Source organism: Streptomyces sp. NPDC059874 (genome assembly GCF_042731135.1).
In the GTDB taxonomy this organism is placed as follows: domain Bacteria; phylum Actinomycetota; class Actinomycetes; order Streptomycetales; family Streptomycetaceae; genus Streptomyces.
Genome location: NZ_JBHWJY010000002.1, coordinates 159,017 through 172,288, shown reverse-complemented (window position 1 = coordinate 172,288; position 13,272 = coordinate 159,017). Strand labels below are relative to the sequence as shown.

Here is a 13,272-nt window from a genome sequence, read left to right as displayed (position 1 = left end):
CGCGCCTGCCGGGGCCGTGCCCGCGGGACCCGTGCCGGCCGGATACCTGCCCGGGGAACCACCGACGGCCACGCCCCAGCCCACCCGGGCCCTGCCCGCCAGGGTCCGCCAGAGAAGTGAGAGCCGATGAGTGCCTCCGGCAACCTCCTCACCGACCGCCCCGACCTGTACGAGGAGCGCTTCCCCGACCCCCACCACCTCGCCGCCCGCTGGGCCGAGTCCGTCCTGGCCCGTCACGGCGCCGGCCCCCGCGTCCTCGACGTGGGCTGCGGCACCGGCCGCGACGCCGCCTGGCTGCACCACCGAGCCGACCGCCGGGTCACCGGGATCGACACCTCCGAGGCCATGCTGGCCCATGCCCGCGGCCACCACCCCGGGCCGACCTACCACCACGCCGACATGCGGGACTTCGCGCTCGCGCAGACCTTCGACGCCGTCGTCTGCCTCGACAGCGCCCTGCTCTACTGCCACACCAACGAGGACCTCACCGCCTTCCTCGCCCGCTGCCGCGCCCACCTCGCCCCCGGCGGGCTGCTCGTCGCGGAAATGCGGAACGGGGCCTTCTTCCTCGGCAACACCGAACTGCTCGACGGCCCGCGCACCGCCGGATTCACCCGGCACGGCATCACGTACACCTCCCGCACCACCCTGCACATCGACCACGCCGCGCAACTCCTGCGCCGCCGCCGGATCTGGACCGCGGACGACGGCACGCCCCCGGAAGAGCAGCACTCCGCCTGGCGCCTGCTCTTCCCGCAGGAGCTCCGCCACTTCCTGGCCACCGCCGGCTTCGAGGCGCTCGACCTCCACGACGGGCCCGGCCCCCGGACCGACCCGCCCTGGAGCGAAGGCGACGCCCCGCGTGCGACGGCGAGTGCCGACCGACTGCACCTCGTAGCGCGCCTGAAACCCCATCACCACAGCAACGGAGACAGCACCTCATGAACGACCGCCAGACGGGCCTCGCTCGCAGAACCCTCCTCATCGCGGGCTCCGCCACCACCCTCGCCCTCGCCACCGGCTGCGGAACCCCCGAGGGCGGCGCGAGCGATGCCAAGGCGGGCACCCCCAAGCCCGGGGGACGTCTGCGCGCCGCCTTCGCCGGAGGCGGCGCCGCCGAGACCCTCGATCCGCAAGCGGCCAACCTGTTCGTCGACGCCGCCCGCGCCAAGGCCCTCTTCGACAAGCTCGCCGACTTCGGCGCCGACCTCGCCCCCGTACCCCGCCTCGCCGAACGCTGGGAGCCCAACGAGACCCTCGACACCTGGCGGATCACCCTGCGCAAGGCCGCCTTCCACGACGGCCGGCCCGTCACCTCCGAGGACGTCCTGTACAGCTACCGCCGGATCGCCGACCCCAAGGGCACCTTCCGCGCGAAGGCCTCCCTGGAGCCGATCGACCTGACGGCGAGCCGCGCCGTGGACGCCACCACCGTCGAGTTCCGGCTCAAGCGCCCCTACGCCGAATTCCCCAACGCCCTCGCGGCCTTCGGCGCGTACATCGTCCCCAAGGACACCACCACCTTCGACCGGCCCGTCGGATCCGGCCCCTTCCGCTTCGTCTCCTTCAAGCCCGGCAGCAGCCTCCTGGTCAGGCGCAACGAGGCCTACTGGGAGGGCGCCCCCCACCTCGAAGAGCTCGAATTCGTCATCGCGGCCGAGGAATCCGCGCGGGTCAGCGCACTCCTCGGCGGCCAGGTCGAGTACGCCCACGAACTCACCCCGGCCGGCGCCCGCGCCCACGAGGGCAAGGGCCGGATCGAGGTCGTACGACTGCCCGGCAGCGCCATGCAGGGCTTCGTCATGAAGACGGACCGGCCGCCCTTCGACGACAAGCGGGTCCGCCAGGCCTTCTTCCTCATCGCCGACCGCGAGGAACTCCTCGACGGCGCCCTCTCCGGAGCCGGCGAGATCGGCAACGACCTCTTCGGCAAGGGCTGCCGGTACTACGCGGCCGACCTGCCCCAGCGCACCCAGGACCTCGAACGGGCCCGCGCCCTCCTCAAGGAGGCCGGCGCCGAAGGGCTCAAGGTCACCCTCGACACCGCCCCCGCGGCCACCGGTTTCGTCGAGGCCGCCGGGATCTTCAAGGAGCAGGCGGCGAAGGCCGGAGTCACCGTGGAGGTCAAGGTCGGCAACAAGGACACGTACTGGAAGGACATCCTCTCCGGCGGAACCTTCGCCTCCTACCGCTCCGGCGCCATGCCCATCGAGTCCCACGTCAGCCAGCGGCTGCTCACCGGATCCACCACCAACGCCACCAAGTGGCAGCACAAGGACTTCGACGACCTCTACCAGCAGGCCCAGTCCACCCGCGACGAGAAGGAACGCACCGCCCTCCACGAGCGGATGCAGCGCCGGCTGCACGACGAAGGCGGCTTCCTGATCTGGGGCTTCGCCGACTGGATCGTCGCCACCTCGCCCAAGGTCCGCGGGGTGTCGAAGACGGCCCCCGCCAACACCCTCGACTGGGCGCGCTTCGACAAGACCTGGCTCGCGTGACCACGGGACTTCCCTGGATCGGCCGCCGCCTGCTCCTCGGCCTGGGGCAGACGGCGGCCGTCGTCCTCATCATCTTCCTCCTGACCGAGGCGCTGCCCGGTGACGCGGCCGTCGCGTTCGCGGGCGACCAGCCCGACCCTGAGCGCATCGCCCGCATCCGCGAGGCCATGGGACTGGACCGGCCCGCCGCGCAGCGCCTCCTGGACTGGGTCGCGAGCCTGCTCCACGGCGACCTCGGCACCTCGCTGGTCACCGGACGGCCCGTCACCGGGCACCTCGCGGCCGGCCTCGGCCCCACCCTGATCCTGGCCGCCACCACCCTGACCCTGCTGGTCCCGCTCTCGGTCGGCCTCGGCGTACTCGCCGCCCGCCGCGAGGGCGGCCTGGTGGACCAGGCCGTCAGCGCCCTGACGCTGGCCGTGCACGCCGTACCGGAATTCGCCCTCGGCGTGCTGCTGGCCGCGCTGTTCGCCCTCCACCTGGGCTGGCTCCCGGCCACCGCCGTCGGCACGGACCTCGCCGCGGACCCCGTCGTGCTGGTCCTGCCCGTACTCGTGCTCACCGCCCGCCCCGTGTGCACCCTCAGCCGTCTCGTGCGCGCCGGGATGATCGAGGCGATGGCCTCCCCGTACGTGGCCCAGGCGCGCCGGTACGCAATCTCCGGCTCCCGCATCCGTTGGGCGCACGCCCTGCCGAGCGCGCTGGCGCCCGCGGCCCAGCAGCTGGCGCGCACCGCCGACTGGCTGCTCAGCGGGGTGATCGTCGTGGAGGCCCTGTTCGTCGTCCCCGGGCTCGGCACCGTGCTCATCGAGGCCGTCGCCGCCCGCGACGTACCCGTCGTCCAGGGCATGGCCGTCGTCTTCGGAGTCGTCACCGTCCTGGCCAACCTCGGCGCCGACCTCGTCGCCCGCCGCTTCGCCCCGCGAGCGGGGGTGGCCGCGTGAAGAGCGCCCCCGCCCGGTACGCCCTGGGCGCCGTGCTCGTCGCCGTCCCGCTGCTGCTCGCCCTCCTCGGACCGCTGTTCGCCGGGCCCGCCGGACCGAGGTCCGTGTCCTTCGCCACGGGCCAGGGCCACTGGCTCGGCACCGACTTCACCGGCCGGGACGTCTGGCGGCAGGTGCTGCTCGGCGGCCGCTCCGTGGTGCTCGTGGCGCTCGCCGCGACCGCGCTCGCCTACCTCGTCGCCCTGCCCGCCGGCCTCGCCGCGGCGCTCACCCGCCGCGCCTGGCTGGAGGAGACGCTGATGCGGCCGCTGGACGTGCTCAGCGCCGTGCCCTCGCTGCTCCTCGTGCTGCTGGTCGCGGCGACCCTGACGCCGGGCCCCGCCGCACTGACCGTTCTCGTCGGGTTGGCCGCCGTACCGGACGCGGCGCGCGTGGTCCACGCGGCGGCGGTGGAGGTGGCGTCCCGGCCGGCCGTCGAAGCGCTGCGCATGCAGGGCGAATCCTGGCAGCGCACGGCGTTCGGGTACGTGGCCCGGTCCATGCGGCGCACCCTCGCCGCGGACGCCGGAATCCGGCTCACCGGGGCCCTGTACCTGGTGGCCACGGCCGCGTTCCTGGGCGTGGGCGTGCAACCGGACGCCGCCGACTGGGCGGTGATGGTCGACCGCAACCGCACCGGGCTCTTCCTCCAGCCTTGGGCCGTGGTGGTGCCCGCCGTCCTCATCGCCGCCCTGTCGACGGGCGCCAACCTGCTGTTCGACGCGGCCCTCCGGAAAGGAACCAGAACATGAAGACGGTCGCGGCGGTGGCGGAGGTACGGGGCCTACGGGTGGAGGTCGGGGGCCGGGCCCTGGTCGACGGCGTCAGCCTCGCGGCCCGGGCCGGCCGCGTCACGGCCGTCATCGGACCCTCCGGCAGCGGCAAGACCACCACCGGCCTCGCGCTCCTCGGCGAGTACCCGCCGGGCGCCCGCGTCGAGGGGCTCGTACGCACCCGGCCGGGCGCGGTGGGCTACGTGCCCCAGCATCCGGCTTCCGTACTGTGCCCCGCCCGGCGGGTCGGCGCCCTGCTCGGCGACATCGCGGCCCTGAGGGGAGGCGGGCGCCGGGAGAACCGGCGGCGCGTGCACGAGGCCCTGCGGCTCGCCCGGATCGAGGACCCCGACCAGGTGCTGCGGCGGTTCCCCCACCAGCTCTCCGGCGGCCAGCAGCAGCGCGTGGTCCTCGCGCAGGCGCTGCTGCTCGGAGCCTCGGCGATCGTCGCCGACGAACCCACGACCGGGCAGGACGCGCACACCAAAGCGGGCATCGTGGCCGAACTGGCGGCCCTCGCGGGGCGGGGCATGGCCGTCGTCCTGTTGAGCCACGACCTGGAGGTGGTGCGGGAACTGGCCGACGAGGTCGTCGTGATGCGCGTCGGCCGGATCGTGGACCGCGGACCGGCGAGCGCCGTGCTCGACGAACCGGAGCCCGAGGCATCGCCGCGCGTCCCGCGCGCACGCCGCCCGGTGGGGCCGGTGCGCATGCGGGTCGAGGCCCTGACGGCCCGGCACCGCACGGCCCGCGGCACCGTGGACGTCCTGCACGATGTCGGGATCACCGTCGGGGCGAGGGAGTGCCTCGCCCTGGTCGGCCCCTCGGGCAGCGGCAAGACCACGCTGGGGAGGTGTCTGGCGGGGCTGCACGCCGAGCACCGGGGCCGGATCCTGCTCGACGGCGTTCCACTGCCGAACAGCCTGCGTGCGCGCGGCCGGGCCCAGCTGGCCGCCGTGCAGTACGTGTTCCAGGACGCGAAGGCCGCCTTCGACGAACACCGGCCGGTCCTCGACCAGGTCGCCCGCACCGCGGTCCGGCTGCGCGGAGCGGACCCGGCGGCGGCGCGCGAGGAAGCCTCCCGGGTGCTGGCCGAGCTGGGCCTGAGCGCCGGCACGGCCGTCCGTCGACCGGGATCGCTCTCCGGCGGGGAACTCCAGCGGGCCGCGCTGGCCCGGGCCTTGCTCGCCCGGCCGCGGGTGCTCGTCTGCGACGAGATCACCTCCGGGCTGGACCCTGCGACCCGCGGCGCCGTGCTCGAACTGCTCGCGGAGCTCCGCGAGCGCACGGAGCTCGCCCTGGTGTTCATCACGCACGACCTGGCGGCCGCGGCCGCGCTGGCCGACCGTACCGCCGTGCTCGACGCGGGGCGCATCGAGTGCGCCGGTGGAGGTGGCGGTCAGCGCTGACTGTTGAGGAAGCCGATGGCGACCGCGCCCCACCAGGCGACCTGGGAGACGGTCCCGGTCAGGGCGCCCCGCAGCAGCAGGGCGCGGGTGGCGGGCCGGCCGTCGAGGGCCGCGAGCCGCCGGTGCAGGACGCTCGCCTGGACGCCGTTCAGCGAGAGCAGCAGCACGAGGCAGAGCTTGACGCAGGTGAGCGGCGAGGAGAGGTCCGGGTGGAGGAAGGCGCCACTGAGGACGAGACCGCCGAGGCCCGCCCAGACCGGCAGGTGCAGCGGGGCGGTGGCGTCGACCACCTCGCGCAGCGACTTGCGGCCCGCGAGCCACAGGGCGCCGAAGTAGTCGATCGCGAGCACCGCGCCGAACCCCAGGACCAGGGAGGCGAGGTGGACGAAGAGGGCCACGGTGTGGAGCGTGGCGTCGGCCCGCAGATGGAGGGCGACCCAGGTGGTCACCGCCCAGGCCGCGCACACGGCGACGGAGGCCGCGGCGGGGCCGCACCACTGCGGGAGCTGCAGCAGATCCGAGGGCTGTCCTGGTCTTCGGTCGAGCGAGGCTGCATCTGCGGTGGACATGGTGCTCCGATGGCGGTGACGTGAGGTCGTACTCACACCCGCACGGGGTGAGCAAGGTAAGGCTGCCCTAAGGGCTTTTTCTCGTCAATGTGACCTGTGGCGCAATCTCACTCACTGGACGTGACGGTCGGCCCTGGCGTGCTCATGCCGCCCGGGTGTCCCCACGTCCGGGCCCGAAGTCCCGCTCGAAGCCCTCGCGGAAGCCGGGCCGCTCGACCGCCCGCTCGAAGGCGTGCGCGGCGCGCGCGAGCCCGGCCTCGTTCTCCTGGGCGGCGGTGAGTTCGGCGAGGTACGCGCGCAGGCTCAGTCCGCGGGCCGTGGCGAGCGCGGTGAGCCGCTCGTGCACATCGGTGTCGACCTCGACTGTGGTGGTGTCAGCCATGCTCCGAGTATGCGCGTCCGGGGCCCGGCCGGGGGCCCGTTCACAGCGAGCACGTGTTGACGGTGTCGCTCCCGGGAGCGGGCCTCGGCACCGTACGGCTCGACGGCGGGAGCGTGCCGGCCGGCCCCGTCCAGGCGGCCATCGCGTCGAAGGCCGTCCGCAGGCACGGCGACATCGGCCGGACCAGCTGGGGGAAGGCCTTCACCAGGCCGTCGGAGTGCGTCCCGTCCGTGATCCGGTAGTAGCGGTGCAGATCGCCACGCCCGGAGTCCTCGACCATCCGGGCATAGATGTCACCGCTCCTGCTGATCGGCAGGAGCGTGTCGAGCGTGCCCTGGAGGGTGATCAGCGGCCGGCCGATCCGGCCGGTCAGGGACAGCCGTTCGACCGTCCTGTGCACGCGCCGCGGCCGGTCGGCGTAGACGTAGTCGGTGTCGCAGCCCTGCTGGACTCCCGCCGGACAGAAGGGGAATCCGGCCTCCCGGTCGCCGTCGTACCCCGGGTCGACCTCCTCGCGCATGATCCGCTGGAGGGAGTCCCACTGATTGCGGTAGTGCCATTCCCACATCGGCCTGGACTCCTCCGGATACCCGGCGGCGTACATCTCCTCCAGGGCGCCCGGCTCGCCGGCCGCGTAGCGCGGATAGGCGCGCAGCGCGGCGGGGGCGGTGTCCAGGATGTTGGGGCTGTCGGGGGTGAACAGCAGGCCGTGCAGCTCCACTCCGCCCGTGTACAGCTCCGGGTGGTTCTCCAACTGCCACCGCACCAGATAGCCCCCGGCGGAGGCGCCCGCCATGTACGTGTGCCCGGGCGCCCGGCCGTAGTGGCGCGCGACCGTCCGCCTGGCGGCCACCGTCAACTGCGTCACCCGGTCGTGCCATTCGGCCACCGTGTCGCCGGGGCGCCGCCCGTCCGAGTGGATCCGCGCCCCCGTATTGCCCTTGTCGGTCGCCGCGTACGCGTAACCCCGCGCGAGGACGTGGTCGGCGATCAGGCGGTCGTTGGCGTACTGCTCGCGCACACCGGGTGGTCCGGCGACGACCAGACCGCCGTTCCAGTGGTCGGGGAGCCGGATCACGAACTGACTGTCTTGGTTCCAGCCGTGGTTGGTGTTCGTGGTCGAGGTGTCGGGGAAGTAGCCGTCGAGCTGGACCCCCTTCACCCCGGACGGATTGACCGCGCCGGGGGCTTCGAGCCCGGCCCAGTCGGCCGGGTCCGTGTGACCGGTCGCCGTGGTCCCGGCGGTGGTGAGGTCGGCCAGGCAGGCACCGGTCACGTGCTCGGCGCCGGGCACCCGGGCCGTACACGCCGCGGCCGGGGCCGCGTTCGCGCTCGGCGGGGCCAGGAGTGCGGCCAGCAGCGTCGCGCCGGCGGCGGCGACCGGTCGGGCGATTCTCATGAGGGGCATCGGGGGCATCGGGGGCATCGGCGGCATCCCTGTCGTCTCGGCTGTCTGAGGTGAGCCGGAACCCACGGTCATCCGGCGCCCCGAGGCTATGAACGCCCGGGCGCCCGGCCCCAGATGCCGAGCGACCACATCCGACCCGCGCACCGTGGCCGAACGGCACATGACCTCCGGCCGAGGTCCGTCACGACCCGACGCGCACGCCCCCCGCCATCCCCGACCCGCGCGTATCGTTCGCGGCAGCCGAAGCCCACGAGAGGGAGCCCATGACCGCGTCGCCGAACTCGGCCACCGGGCCCCCGAAGCCCCTGCCGTGGCTGCCGCCCCTCGTCCACGCGGTGGTCCTCGGCGGCGGCCTCTACGCCGGCACCGTGGCGGCCGGGCCGTCCGCCGACCCGCTGCGGCTGGGCGGGTTCACCACGTGCCTGCTCCTCCTCGCCGTCCTCGACCGCGTCGAGATCCACCGCCACCCGGGGCGCCCACCCGTCCGCCCCGCCCTCGTCCTGCTCCTCGCCCGCATCGCGCTGTCCGCCGCCGCGAGCGCCCTGGACGGCTCCGGGGTGGCGCGGGCCCTGTTCGTCCTGCTGCCCCTGACCGCGTACTTCGCCTTCGGCCGCCGGGTCGCCGTCGCGCTGGGCGCGGGGTGCGTCGCGGTGGTCCTCGCCGGGAACACCCTGTGGGAGCCCGGCTGGTACGTCCGGCCGGACGACGTCACCGACCTGCTGATGTCCGGCCTCGCCCTCGTCCTCGCCGTCGCGACGGCCACCGTCGCCGCGGGCGAACAGGATTCCCGCCTGCGGCTCGCGCACACCCTGGACGAACTGCGCGACGCGCACGAACGACTCACCGGCTACGCGGCCCGGGTCGCGCGGCTGTCGACCGTACGTGAACGCAACCGGCTCGCCCGGGAGTTCCACGACGGACTCGGCCACCACCTCACCGCGATCGCCATCCAACTGGAGAAGGCGTCCGCCTTCCACGAACGCGACCCCGACACCGCACGGCAGGCCCTCGTCGACGCCCGCCGCTCCGCGGACCACGCGCTCGACGACGTCCGCCGGTCGGTCCGGGCCATGCGCGACGAGGACGGGCCCGAACCCTTCTCGCTCTCCGCGGCCCTCGCCGACCTGGTGCGCCACGCGGACGGCGGAGGGCCGACGGTCACCCTCGACCTGTCCGGAGACGAACACGGCCACCGCGCGGAAGCGCTCGCCGCCCTGTACCGCGCGGCCCAGGAGGGACTCACCAACGCGCGGCGGCACGCGGGCGCGACGAAGGTCCGGCTGTCGGCGCAGTACGCGGAGCACGAAGCCCGGCTCGTCGTCGCCGACGACGGACGGGGCTTTCGCGCCGACGCCCTCGAGAGCGGCTTCGGACTCCGCGCGATGCACGAGCGCCTGGTCCTCCTGGACGGCCGGGTCGACGTCGACACCGGACCGGGCCGCGGCACCGTCGTCACCGCGCGCGTGCCCCGCATCCCCGCCCCCGCACCGGAGGCCGACCGATGATCACACCGGCACGTCCCGACGTACGGGTGCTGGTCGTGGACGACCAGCAGCTCGTCCGCGAGGGGATCGCCTCCCTGCTCGGCATCCAGCCCGGCATCACCGTGACCGGGGCCGTCCCGGACGGCCGGCAGGCCGTCGAGGCGGCACTCGCCGACCGGCCCGACGTGATCCTCATGGACGTCCGGATGCCCGTCATGGACGGTGTCACCGCCGTCGGAGTCCTCAGCCACCGCGCCCCCGACTGCCGGGTGATCATGCTGACGACCTTCGACGACGACGAGTACGTGACCCAGGCGCTCGCGGCGGGAGCCGTCGGCTATCTCCTCAAGAACCTGCCCTCGGCCGAACTGGCCGCGGCCGTACGCCTCGCACACGCCGGCGTGGCCCAGCTCGACCCGGCGGTGGCCCGCCGGCTGGCCGCCAACGCGGCCCGCCCGACGCCCCCGGAACCGCCGGCCGGCCCCACCGGCCTCCCGGCGCTGACCGAGCGCGAGACGGACGTACTGCGGCTGATCGCCACGGGCTCGACGAACCGCGAGATCGCAACCCGCCTCTACCTCAGCGAGGGCACGGTCAAGAACCACATCTCCCGCGTCCTGTCACGCCTCGGTCTCCGCGACCGCACGCACGCCGCCATCTACGCCCGGGACCACGGCCTGCTCTGACGGCTCCGGGGGCGAGCCCGACGATCACCTGGTCAGCCCGCCCAGCGCCCCGTCAGGAAGGTGACGGCGACCAGGGTGGACAGCGGGCCCGCGACGCACAGGTACGCGGTCCGCACGCGTGGGCGGCCCAGGCTCCAGGAGGCCAGGGCGATCCACAGCGGCCACCACAGCAACGTGGAACGGGGGATGGAGGTGTACCAGTAGGAGGTGCCCAGGGCCCACAGGGTCAGGCCGAGGTACAGGGCCTCGGGCCACTGCCGGTGCCGTAGGAGCAGGACCACGAGAGCGAGGCCGGTCGCCATCGCCGGCAGTTCGGCCTGCCACATCACGGCGTACCCCGTGGGCTGGGTGTGGTGGAAGGCGGCGTCCCAGGTGTGGGACCAGGCCTCCCACGGGGCGTGGAAGTCCCGGTACCAGCCGCGTTCCTGGGCGTGTTTCCAGGCCATCCAGTCCCCGGTCCGCGCATGCAGGAACCAGCTGTACGCGACCGGCGCGAGCGCGGGCAGGCACAGCCACGGCGCCGACCGCCAGTCGCCGCGGCCCCGGGCGGTGAGGACGAAGAGGAGCGCCAGCGCGGCCAGCAGGAAGAGTCCCGTGGCGCGCACCGAGCAGGCCAGGCAGGCCAACACCCCGGCCGCGGGCCAGTTCCGGCGCTGCGCCGCCAGCCAGGCGGGCAGGGCCAGGGCCAGGAACAGGGCCTCGGTGTAGCCGGCGGCGAGGAACACCGCGCACGGGGACAGCAGGAAGAACAGCACCGTGCGCCGGCCCGCCTCGGCGTCGGGCAGCTGCCGGCGGGCGATGCGCGCCAGCGCCAGGACGGCCACGCCTCCGGCGACGAACGAGATCAGCGCTCCCGCCGCGGCCCAGTGGGGGACCACCGCGTGGACGGCGCGCAGGACGAGCGGGAAGCCGGGCAGGAAGGCCTCCCGGTTGTCCCAGCCGGCGGTCCACGGGCCCGCGCCGGCGGGGAAGTAGCCGTCCTGGGCTATGTGGAGGTAGTGCCACCAGTCCCATTGCTGCCAGGGCGAGAGGAGCGAGCCGGGCCACAGGGCCCGGTCCCCGCCGGCGGGGAACAGCCATCGGACGGCGCCCGCGGTGGTCCAGATCCCCACGCGGGTGAGCACGTACAGCCAGAGCACCTCGCGGTCGTCCGGGCCGAGCCGCGGTCTGAGGGAGACGACCTTCGGGTACCGCACCGGGGCGGGGGAAGCGGGCGTCACGGGCGGCCGCTGCGGGGCGGAAACGGGCATGAGGGATTCTCCTGATCGGCTGAGGGCGTGCGGCACCGTCGGCCCGGGTCCAAGGACCGGGCCGGCGGCGGATACAGGGCTATCGAGGTGGCCGCGTGGCGGTGGCGGACGCGCCGACGGTCGCCGTCTCGGTCGGAGCCGGGGGCGGCCCCGTCGTCGCGAGCCGGGAATCGGTCGGTGCCGGGGACGGCGCCAGGGGAGAGGGAGTGGTCGCCGGGAGGGTGGGGCCGCTGTCGCGCGGCACGAACGAGGCGATGGCGGCCCCGGATCCGGCGAGGACGAGGCAGCAGGCCAGGGCGTAGCCGGCGATCCGGCGCCGGCGTGCCTTCTCCCCGCGCAGCGTGATGACGGACGCCGGCGGGAGGGTGGCTCGGGACTGTCCGGCGGAGGCGGCGTCCCGGAACAGGGACCGCAGCGGATCGTGGGAGTCAGGCATCGGGCGCCTCCTCAATACGGGGGTCCTGCAGTTGACGGGAGAGGGCGGCCCGGCCGCGCGAGAGGTGCGTCTTGACCGTGCTCGCGGACAGCGAGGTCTCGGCGGCGATCTGCTCCACGGTCAGATCGCACACGTAATGCAGCGTCATCGTCCGGCGCTGCCCACGAGGCAGCTGCCGCAGCGCCTCCATCAGGGCCACCGCTTCCGGCCCCGGCCCCTCCACATGGCCCGGTGGGCCCGTGCGCTGCCAGGCGTCGGCGCTGCGGCGCCGCACCCGCCAGCGGCTCACGGCGAGCCGCCAGGCGACGGTGCGGATCCAGGCCTCGGGCCGGCCGTCCCGCTCCAGCTGACGCCGCCGGCTCCACCCTTTGACGAACGCCTCCTGCACGACGTCCTGGGCCTCGTGGTGGTCGCCGAGCATCACGTACAACTGCCCCGTCAGCCGTCCCGCCGCCTGGGCGTAGAACTCTTCGAACTCCTCGACGGTCAACAATCACTCCCGATCCGTGTATCCCTCTCACCGGGCATACGCCCGCCGCGACGGATCCGGTCTGCACCGGACTCGGGAAGATCATGTGAGTGCCGTCACAGGTGTCGGCGTTGGTGCGGCCCTGCTCGTGCGCCGACGTCCGGGAGTCGGTCCGCGCCTCGCCGGCCGGGTCCGCCACCCGGGTACTCGTCCGGGTTGAAGGTGGTCAGGAAGACGATCGAGGGCGGCGCGGGGAGGGACGGCAGGGCCTGCGTCGCGGCCGGCCGTCCTTCACCGTCACCTGCCCACGGGCCCCAGAGTGCCCGGTCAGGGGCCCGGATCCGGCCGGATCCGGGCCCCTCCGTCAAGGGACGATCAAACCCCCTGGTGACAGTGCGTGCAGACGTGTACCTTCACGGGTAGCTGTCGTGGTTCCAAGTGCCTTGCCCGCACCCCTGGGTGTGGGCAGTTTTGCTGTGTTGTGCCGTAGGACCAGGGCGATCACCTCCGTTTCCCACGCGGTGTGGGAGACGTACGTCAACGGGAAGGCATGAACATGGCTACGGGAACCGTGAAGTGGTTCAACTCTGAAAAGGGCTTCGGCTTCATCGCCCAGGACGGCGGCGGTCCGGACGTCTTCGCGCACTACTCCGCGATCAACGCCACCGGCTACCGCGAGCTCCAGGAGGGCCAGGCCGTGACGTTCGACATCACGCAGGGCCAGAAGGGCCCGCAGGCGGAGAACATCACCCCCGCCTGATCTCCGACGCCGGTCTTCGGACGGCGAGGAACCGTTTCACCGCCGAGGCGCTGAAGCGGTAGGAGTACGACACACCAGGGCCGTGGGGCGGTCGCCGCCCCGCCCGGGGGGCCAGATTGGGTGGGGGATGACAGGGCGGAAGCGGACGGACAGGCGCGAAAC

General features: G+C 73.9%; 14 protein-coding genes. 8 read left to right on the top strand and 6 right to left on the bottom strand.

Features of this window, described 5'->3' with window-relative positions:
* The first annotated feature begins 126 nt into the window (after positions 1–126).
* From ACFV9H_RS02010 to ACFV9H_RS01990, 5 genes are read left to right on the top strand one after another with little or no spacing between them, the layout of a single operon-like run.
* Positions 127–945 carry a class I SAM-dependent methyltransferase gene (locus ACFV9H_RS02010; protein ID WP_385391946.1) on the top strand — a complete coding sequence of 273 codons (819 nt, stop codon included), beginning with the start codon at positions 127–129 and terminating at the stop codon, positions 943–945.
* Entirely contained in the window at positions 942–2,501 is a 1,560-nt protein-coding gene (locus ACFV9H_RS02005; protein ID WP_385391943.1) for an ABC transporter substrate-binding protein, read from the top strand. Before ACFV9H_RS02010 ends, ACFV9H_RS02005 begins: the two co-directional genes overlap by 4 nt.
* Positions 2,489–3,445, top strand: a complete 957-nt coding sequence (locus ACFV9H_RS02000) for an ABC transporter permease (protein WP_385392120.1) — start codon at positions 2,489–2,491, stop codon at positions 3,443–3,445. Before ACFV9H_RS02005 ends, ACFV9H_RS02000 begins: the two co-directional genes overlap by 13 nt.
* Positions 3,442–4,236, top strand: coding sequence for an ABC transporter permease subunit (locus tag ACFV9H_RS01995; RefSeq protein WP_385391940.1), 795 nt, complete (start codon positions 3,442–3,444; stop codon positions 4,234–4,236). The genes ACFV9H_RS02000 and ACFV9H_RS01995 overlap by 4 nt, the downstream gene beginning before the upstream one ends.
* The gene (locus ACFV9H_RS01990; RefSeq protein ID WP_385391937.1) at positions 4,233–5,666 is read left to right on the top strand and encodes an ABC transporter ATP-binding protein; all 1,434 of its coding nucleotides are present in this window, start codon (positions 4,233–4,235) and stop codon (positions 5,664–5,666) included. The genes ACFV9H_RS01995 and ACFV9H_RS01990 overlap by 4 nt, the downstream gene beginning before the upstream one ends.
* Here the strand turns inward: ACFV9H_RS01990 and ACFV9H_RS01985 are convergent.
* The 3 genes from ACFV9H_RS01985 to ACFV9H_RS01975 all read right to left on the bottom strand — a co-directional run bounded on the left by ACFV9H_RS01985 (position 5,657) and on the right by ACFV9H_RS01975 (position 8,025).
* A complete protein-coding gene (locus ACFV9H_RS01985) occupies positions 5,657–6,235 on the bottom strand; it encodes a hypothetical protein (RefSeq protein ID WP_385391934.1) in 579 nt (192 codons plus the stop codon). The two genes, ACFV9H_RS01990 and ACFV9H_RS01985, sit on opposite strands and share 10 nt — an antisense overlap.
* Positions 6,236–6,377: 142 nt before the next feature.
* A complete protein-coding gene (locus ACFV9H_RS01980) occupies positions 6,378–6,617 on the bottom strand; it encodes an antitoxin MazE7 (RefSeq protein WP_385391931.1) in 240 nt (79 codons plus the stop codon).
* A 40-nt stretch (positions 6,618–6,657) separates the two neighbouring features.
* Positions 6,658–8,025, bottom strand: coding sequence for a tannase/feruloyl esterase family alpha/beta hydrolase (locus tag ACFV9H_RS01975; RefSeq protein ID WP_385391928.1), 1,368 nt, complete (start codon positions 8,023–8,025; stop codon positions 6,658–6,660).
* Positions 8,026–8,288: 263 nt separating this feature from the next.
* Here ACFV9H_RS01975 and ACFV9H_RS01970 point away from each other — a divergent pair, with 263 nt between their 5' ends.
* Both ACFV9H_RS01970 and ACFV9H_RS01965 read left to right on the top strand, forming a co-directional pair.
* A complete protein-coding gene (locus tag ACFV9H_RS01970; RefSeq protein ID WP_385391925.1) occupies positions 8,289–9,530 on the top strand; it encodes a sensor histidine kinase in 1,242 nt (413 codons plus the stop codon).
* Positions 9,527–10,195: a response regulator gene (locus ACFV9H_RS01965; RefSeq protein ID WP_385391922.1), complete on the top strand. Its 669-nt coding sequence runs from the start codon at positions 9,527–9,529 to the stop codon at positions 10,193–10,195. The genes ACFV9H_RS01970 and ACFV9H_RS01965 overlap by 4 nt, the downstream gene beginning before the upstream one ends.
* A gap of 32 nt (positions 10,196–10,227) precedes the next feature.
* Here the strand turns inward: ACFV9H_RS01965 and ACFV9H_RS01960 are convergent, their stop codons facing one another.
* The 3 genes from ACFV9H_RS01960 to ACFV9H_RS01950 form a co-directional block, all read right to left on the bottom strand.
* Positions 10,228–11,445 (bottom strand): mannosyltransferase family protein, encoded by a 1,218-nt coding sequence (locus ACFV9H_RS01960; RefSeq protein ID WP_385391919.1) that lies wholly within the window; start codon positions 11,443–11,445, stop codon positions 10,228–10,230.
* A gap of 79 nt (positions 11,446–11,524) precedes the next feature.
* Positions 11,525–11,881, bottom strand: a complete 357-nt coding sequence (locus ACFV9H_RS01955; RefSeq protein ID WP_385391916.1) for a hypothetical protein — start codon at positions 11,879–11,881, stop codon at positions 11,525–11,527.
* Positions 11,874–12,371 (bottom strand): SigE family RNA polymerase sigma factor, encoded by a 498-nt coding sequence (locus tag ACFV9H_RS01950; protein WP_385391914.1) that lies wholly within the window; start codon positions 12,369–12,371, stop codon positions 11,874–11,876. The genes ACFV9H_RS01955 and ACFV9H_RS01950 overlap by 8 nt, the downstream gene beginning before the upstream one ends.
* A gap of 535 nt (positions 12,372–12,906) precedes the next feature.
* On the opposite strand from ACFV9H_RS01950, the gene ACFV9H_RS01945 reads away from it, so the two are divergent.
* The gene (locus ACFV9H_RS01945; protein WP_030036890.1) at positions 12,907–13,110 is read left to right on the top strand and encodes a cold-shock protein; all 204 of its coding nucleotides are present in this window, start codon (positions 12,907–12,909) and stop codon (positions 13,108–13,110) included.
* Positions 13,111–13,272: the final 162 nt, after the last annotated feature.